This is a genomic window from Catenovulum sp. 2E275, from assembly GCF_025515275.1.
Lineage (GTDB): Bacteria > Pseudomonadota > Gammaproteobacteria > Enterobacterales > Alteromonadaceae > Catenovulum.
The window spans coordinates 1-5,811 of sequence record NZ_JAOPFU010000083.1; the positions used below are offsets into that span (position 1 = coordinate 1).

Annotated in this window: 8 protein-coding genes and 1 tRNA gene; 3 read left to right on the forward strand and 6 right to left on the reverse strand. The window is 38.4% G+C overall.

What is annotated here, in order from left to right:
* Window positions 1-172: 172 nt before the first annotated feature.
* Window positions 173-1,012: a TOBE domain-containing protein gene (locus N7931_RS18845; RefSeq protein ID WP_262795892.1), complete on the forward strand. Its 840-nt coding sequence runs from the start codon at window positions 173-175 to the stop codon at window positions 1,010-1,012.
* On the opposite strand, the gene modA is transcribed toward N7931_RS18845, so the two are convergent.
* A complete protein-coding gene (gene modA, locus N7931_RS18850) occupies window positions 1,009-1,764 on the reverse strand; it encodes a molybdate ABC transporter substrate-binding protein (RefSeq protein ID WP_262795893.1) in 756 nt (251 codons plus the stop codon). The genes N7931_RS18845 and modA overlap by 4 nt on opposite strands.
* A 147-nt stretch (window positions 1,765-1,911) precedes the next feature.
* On the opposite strand from modA, the gene N7931_RS18855 reads away from it, so the two are divergent.
* Window positions 1,912-3,192, forward strand: a complete 1,281-nt coding sequence (locus tag N7931_RS18855) for an alginate export family protein (RefSeq protein WP_262795894.1) — start codon at window positions 1,912-1,914, stop codon at window positions 3,190-3,192.
* A 24-nt stretch (window positions 3,193-3,216) separates the two neighbouring features.
* On the opposite strand, the gene N7931_RS18860 is transcribed toward N7931_RS18855, so the two are convergent.
* From N7931_RS18860 to N7931_RS18880, 5 genes are all read right to left on the reverse strand, one after another.
* Window positions 3,217-3,540 carry a TusE/DsrC/DsvC family sulfur relay protein gene (locus N7931_RS18860; protein WP_262795895.1) on the reverse strand — a complete coding sequence of 108 codons (324 nt, stop codon included), beginning with the start codon at window positions 3,538-3,540 and terminating at the stop codon, window positions 3,217-3,219.
* 28 nt (window positions 3,541-3,568) lie between these two features.
* Window positions 3,569-3,823: a hypothetical protein gene (locus tag N7931_RS18865; protein WP_262795896.1), complete on the reverse strand. Its 255-nt coding sequence runs from the start codon at window positions 3,821-3,823 to the stop codon at window positions 3,569-3,571.
* 11 nt (window positions 3,824-3,834) lie between these two features.
* Window positions 3,835-4,194 carry a sulfurtransferase complex subunit TusC gene (tusC, locus tag N7931_RS18870; RefSeq protein WP_262795897.1) on the reverse strand — a complete coding sequence of 120 codons (360 nt, stop codon included), beginning with the start codon at window positions 4,192-4,194 and terminating at the stop codon, window positions 3,835-3,837.
* Window positions 4,194-4,583, reverse strand: a complete 390-nt coding sequence (gene tusD / locus N7931_RS18875) for a sulfurtransferase complex subunit TusD (RefSeq protein WP_262795898.1) — start codon at window positions 4,581-4,583, stop codon at window positions 4,194-4,196. The genes tusC and tusD overlap by 1 nt, the downstream gene beginning before the upstream one ends.
* 153 nt (window positions 4,584-4,736) lie before the next feature.
* Complete coding sequence (locus N7931_RS18880) at window positions 4,737-5,405, reverse strand: Bax inhibitor-1/YccA family protein (protein ID WP_262795899.1); 669 nt, start codon at window positions 5,403-5,405, stop codon at window positions 4,737-4,739.
* A gap of 319 nt (window positions 5,406-5,724) precedes the next feature.
* Between N7931_RS18880 and N7931_RS18885 the strand changes: the two genes are divergently transcribed.
* A tRNA-Ser gene (locus N7931_RS18885) sits at window positions 5,725-5,811 on the forward strand.

Genomic DNA, 5,811 nt, shown 5'->3' on the forward strand with positions numbered 1-5,811 from the left:
ACGCGTCAATAGCGAGTCTATTGCAAGTGAATTTAACGCAGTACCCGCGAAAAAAGGCCGTTTGAAACATATTCATTAAACCGAATTGAGGTTAATTAAACCATTCCCAGCTAAAGATTAAAAAGCAGTTATGGTATTTCGCTCTAACTGCTTTTTTTTATGCTAAAGCACTATGACAGATAAAAAAATCACCACTAAAACAGATAAATCAAATACTCAGGCAGAGCGTGCAGAGTTAAAAGGCGATGTCTTTCTGGCAATAGAAAACCGCTCATTTGCTCGTGCTCAAATTGAATTATTAACTGCTATAAAAGCAACAGGTTCAATTTCTAAAGCCGCGAAACAAGTTGGTATCAGCTACAAAACCGCTTGGGACAGAGTCGATGCGATGAATAATATGTCCAGCCAGCCTTTGGTTAATCGCTCAGCCGGTGGAACAAGTGGTGGTGGTACCTCATTAACTGAACACGGGCAAAGTATTTTAACCGGATTTGATTTATTGTTAGCTGAGCACCAGCAGTTTATTGAACAGCTAGCTGGTAAAATCAACTCTTTAGCTGATGTTGCCGGATTTATTAAAAGTGAGAATATGAAAACCAGTGCACGCAACCAATACAAAGGGGTTATCACGGATATTACTTTGGGCGCTGTTAATGCTGAAATTGTTTTGGATATTGGGGCTGAACAACCGATTATTGCGGTGATCACTAAAGACAGCGTCACTCATTTAAAATTAACCCTTGGCAGCTCAGTGATTGCGTTAGTGAAAGCCTCATCGGTACTAATCAGCCAAGATTTGTCTATTGCAACCAGTGCGAGAAATCAGCTTAGAGGGCAGGTTTCTTTAATTAATAAAGGCGCGGTTAATACCGATTTAACGCTTGATTTAGGTAGCGGAAAATCCGTTAGCGCTGTGATCACTAATACCAGTTTGGATGTTTTAAAGTTGAAAACTGGCGAGCCAGCTTGTGCGTTATTTAAAGCATCCAGTGTTATTTTAATGCAGGGTTAGTGGGTTTTATAGCCGTAACCTTTAATAATTAACTGCGCTTTTTCGCTTTGCAAATAATCTAATAAGGCTAATGCCGCCGGATTATCTTGAGCTGATTTTAATAACACCGCATCTTGTTTTATTGGGCTATATAACTCATCTGGCACTAAATAATACGACCCACCTTTTATATGGCCTTTATCCATAATTTGCGATAAAGCCACAAAACCTAAATCTGCATTGCCACTGGCAACAAATTGGTAAGCCTGCGCAATATTTTCACCTAATACCCATTTATGCTGAGTGGTTTGTTTAAGCTGTAAGTGAGTTAAGGTTTCTACTGCCGCAGTGCCATAAGGGGCGAGTTTGGGGTTAGCAAGTGATAACTTATTAAATTGATTGTTATGTAATACGGTTAACTGGTTATTAATTAAATCAGCCTTGGTTGACCATAAAGCTAATGCACCTATTGCATACGTAAAACGACTTTTTACAACGGTTAAATTGGCTTTTTCAAGCGCGATGGGTTTGGTTTGATCGGCTGATAAAAATACATCAAACGGCGCCCCGTGCTGAATTTGAGCATAAATTTTACCGGATGAAGCAAAAGATAAAATTGTTTTATGTCCCGTGTCTTTTTCAAATTCTTGTGCTATTTGTTTCATTGCTGAGGTGAAATTAGCTGCAATTGCAATATGCACAGTTTCTGCTCGGCTAGTGCCAGTTAACAATAAAGTAAATACCAGACAAACTATTTTTGTCGTGAATTTCATATATTTTCCTTAAAGGCTGTTAATTAACAGATGATAAATTAATATCGCTATATAATCCGTTATATAGTGGTGGAGGTCAAACAAAACTGGCTCAGATTCTTTTATCTTAAAATATTTTAAAACTTACTTTTAAATTAAGGACTTTTAATGATTGTTAGCCCATTAAAATACAGCAAACTGCTCGCGTTGCCGATTATTTGTGTGTCTACTTTTGCGCAAGCTCAAACCAGTTGGCAGACCGATGGTAGTTACAGATTAAGATACGAGACTTTAAATAACGCTTATCGGGCCAATGCAAACGGTAGCGATCAAATTTTAGCTTCTCAATTGTTATTCAGTATTAAAGCGAAACATGAAAATTTATTAGCTCAACTTGAAATTCAGGATTCACGTACTTGGTTAGATGATGCCGGAACACCTTTAGGGACAGATGATGTTAATGCATTGGAGCCTTTGCAGCTTTGGCTTGGTTGGCAAATTAGCCCTGATAGTTTAGTGAAAGTAGGGCGACAGACACTGGATATTGGCAGCCGACGATTAATGGCTCGTCAAAGATTTAGAAATACCATTAGCGCTTATGATGGTGCTTATGCACGTTTTCAGCAAAATGACTGGTTATTGCAAAGTTTTTATTTTATGCCGGTTGAACGCCATCCAGAGAGCAGAGCGGATTTAGATGATAATAAAATTAAGTTGGATAAACAGGGGGATGATAAATTTTGGGGCGTGCACTTGAGCCAAAATTCAGCAAACACCAATCCGGTTGAGTTTTATTATTATGGCTTAGACAAAAGTGAAAGCGATTTATCTATTTCAACTTTAGGGATACGTTATATTCAACCAAATGCTGTAAATCATTGGGATTATGAAATAGAAGCAGCTTATCAGTTTGGTGATAATCAGTCTTTAGATGTTAAAGCTGGATTATTACATGCACACTTGGGTTATAGCTTGGCTGATTCATTATCATCTCGACTTGAATTTATGTTCGATTACGCAAGCGGTGATGACGATCCGAATGATGGTAAAGATAATCGCTTTAATACTTTATCTGGGGTAAGCCGCTTTGATTTTGGCCCTACCGGAATTTATGGCGCATTTTCCCGAGCAAATATTGTTTCACCTGGGGTTAAATGGGGATTTAAACCCGACTCGACGCAGACGGTATTTGTTGCATATCGAGCTGTTTGGTTAGACTCAGAGACAGATTCTCAGGCCAGATCTGGGCTGCGTGATACGACAGGACAAAGCGGAACATTTGCCGGACATCAATTAGAAAGTCGCTGGCGCTATAAATTAAATAAAGCTGTGCAACTAGAGCTAGGCGGCACTTATTTAGTTAAAGGTGAATTTTTGCAGGATGCGCCAAACAGCCCGCAAGATAAAGATACCGCTTATTTTTATTCGCAGTTCAGTTATCAATTTTAGCTAACTGATCATCCCAAATTAAGATTAAATACATTTTACCGGTTTAGGTAAACCGGCTATGCGGGTTGCCTGCTTTGCCGGACCTTTTGGAAAAAGTTTGTATAAATAACGGCTGTTGCCTTTTTCTTCACCTAGCGATTTGGCAACGGCTTTGACTAAAATACGCATGGCTGGGCTGGTTTCAAACTCAAGATAAAAATTTCTGACAAAATGCACAACTTCCCAGTGATTTGGCGTTAGTTCTATGTTTTCAGCTTCGGCAAAAGCCTGAGCCAAGGTTTCGCTCCATTGGCGATGGTTTTTTAAATAGCCGTGTTTATCTAATTCTACTGTGTCTAATAAACTCATGTTTAATACTTATCCGCGGTTGGGTATATCACCATTTTAAGCTTGCTTGAAATTGAGCAAACAATTGGCCTAATTCAGTATAATTAATAGAGGTTTTAACTTGCTTGGTAATTGCTCGGCTGGTTAAATCCTGGATTAAATAGTGGCTTTTGGCACAAGTGTCAAACTGGTTATATACGCCGTCCTGAGTAAAAATAATGGCATCATCTTTATTGAGCAGTGCGTTTAATTCGGTTTGCTCGTTTGCCGTTAATATTTGGGTAATATGATATAAAATGGCCATAATAGTCGTTGTTAAAAAGTGAGTATTCGTTGGTGATTGCCTAGTTGTTCACGCCAGTTTTGAACATTAATTAGACTAACCGGAATGATTAAATCCTGCTCTGTCAGACCAAACTTAGCTAAACTATTTTCACAAACAAATACTTGTTCAATGTCGTATAAATCGAGAGATTTAAACGCCGCAGTATAAGTTTTACGCCCAGCAATTTGCCCGTTTAAATTTTTAACTAATTGTAAAACACCAGCATCTTTAAAAAATAACGCAACATCTTGCTCAAACGTTGCTAGGGTAAGCGCAAGTTCGAGTGCATCTTGTCCGCTTTTATTTTGAAAAGGCGATTGTTTAAAAATAATTGCGTGTGAATAAGCCATTAAAACTGCACCACCTTTTCACATTCTGCCTGCAAGGTAACATATTCGGCTAAACCACCAATGGTAAATCCGGTCGCTAAATTAAATTGCTGATGGCCATGATATTCTGCTTCTGCCTTGTCTAAAATGCCGCGCCTTTGCGCAGCAGCGGAGCAAACAATTAAATTTAAATTAAACTCAGTCACCAGTTGCTGCCATGCGTGGGTTAGATCAAATTCATCAGAGGGTGGGGTACGTAACTGGTTTGCTACTTGCACTGCATCACCGTAAAAAAAGACGCTTTTAAGCTGATTTTTATCTGCTTCAAGCAGGTGTTTAGCAAACTGGTATGCGTTAAAGCTATCCTGACTGTCTGCACTGGCGGTTATAAATAAAAGAAATTGTGTCATGCTGTGGTTTTCTTTTGTTCAGATAAATGCATTTTAATCGACATTGCTTCAAGCTTCAAAATCAATCCAACATATCAACGGCATAATTGCGGTTAATAAAAATAAAAAAGCCGGACGCTGTCCGGCTTTTTTGAGTTTAAATTGGATTAGCGATTAATCGTCGTTACCGGCAAAAGCCATTAAGATTTGTAATAAGCTAACAAAAATATTGTAGATAGATACGTATAAAGTTACAGTCGCTAAAATATAGTTACGCTCACCACCATGAATAATTGAGCTGGTTTGCATTAAAATTGCGCCTGATGAGAATAAAATAAACATAGCACTAATCGCTAATGAGATAGCTGGCAACTGTAAGAAAATGTTAGCGATCATCGCCACAATTAATACCACAAAACCAGCTACCATCATTCCACCTAAGAAAGACATATCTTTTTTGGTCGTTAATACATAACCTGATAATGCAAAGAACGTTAAAGCTGTACCGCCTAGCGCCATTACAATTAAGTCACTTGCGCCAGCGCTAACCACCATAGAAAGAATTGGTCCTAAGGTGTAACCCATAAAGCCAGTAAATGCGAATACAGATAATAAACCAGCAGATGAGTTAGCTGTTTTATGAACTAAAAACATTAAACCGTAAGCGCCAATTAAAAACACTGCCCAATGTGGGTGAGGCAGGTTCATAGCACCTGTAATACCAGCAACCAAAGCACTGAATGCCAAGGTCATGGCTAATAATGAGTAAGTATTACGTAATACTTTGTTGGTTTCCAATACAGAGGTATTACTCTGCTGGGCATAAGTTGTGCGGTTTTCCATGATACACCTCAAGTTAAAGTTAATTCTGATAAAACTTTTGTTAGTAGATTAGATAAGCAAAATGTGATTTTGTTCATCTCTATGCTACAGAATATTGTAGCTGTGTCTATTATTTTCAAGTTATGACTGACATTATATGTCTATTTAAGATAATTTCCAGTAGTGGCTAAAAATCTACTGTTTTTTGTTTTTAAATTGCGCGTTTTGCACAAACAATAACCGAACAGTCAGAAAAATAAAAAAAAATTAAATTATGGCTTTACAAGCTAATAGAATGACCTTAATATGCGCCCCGTTCCTGACGGAGCAATCACAATGCGGTGAGGTGGCTGAGTGGTTGAAAGCACTGGTCTTGAAAACCAGCGTACGTTAATAGCGTACCCAGGGTTCAAATCCCTGCCTCACC

What these genes read in the sequence shown, in the direction of transcription:
- N7931_RS18845 (WP_262795892.1), top strand. Translation starts at nt 173, where the DNA reads ATGACAGATAAAAAAATCACCACTAAAACAGATAAATCAAATACTCAG.
- modA (WP_262795893.1), bottom strand. Translation starts at nt 1,764, where the DNA reads ATGAAATTCACGACAAAAATAGTTTGTCTGGTATTTACTTTATTGTTA.
- N7931_RS18855 (WP_262795894.1), top strand. Translation starts at nt 1,912, where the DNA reads ATGATTGTTAGCCCATTAAAATACAGCAAACTGCTCGCGTTGCCGATT.
- N7931_RS18860 (WP_262795895.1), bottom strand. Translation starts at nt 3,540, where the DNA reads ATGAGTTTATTAGACACAGTAGAATTAGATAAACACGGCTATTTAAAA.
- N7931_RS18865 (WP_262795896.1), bottom strand. Translation starts at nt 3,823, where the DNA reads ATGGCCATTTTATATCATATTACCCAAATATTAACGGCAAACGAGCAA.
- tusC (WP_262795897.1), bottom strand. Translation starts at nt 4,194, where the DNA reads ATGGCTTATTCACACGCAATTATTTTTAAACAATCGCCTTTTCAAAAT.
- tusD (WP_262795898.1), bottom strand. Translation starts at nt 4,583, where the DNA reads ATGACACAATTTCTTTTATTTATAACCGCCAGTGCAGACAGTCAGGAT.
- N7931_RS18880 (WP_262795899.1), bottom strand. Translation starts at nt 5,405, where the DNA reads ATGGAAAACCGCACAACTTATGCCCAGCAGAGTAATACCTCTGTATTG.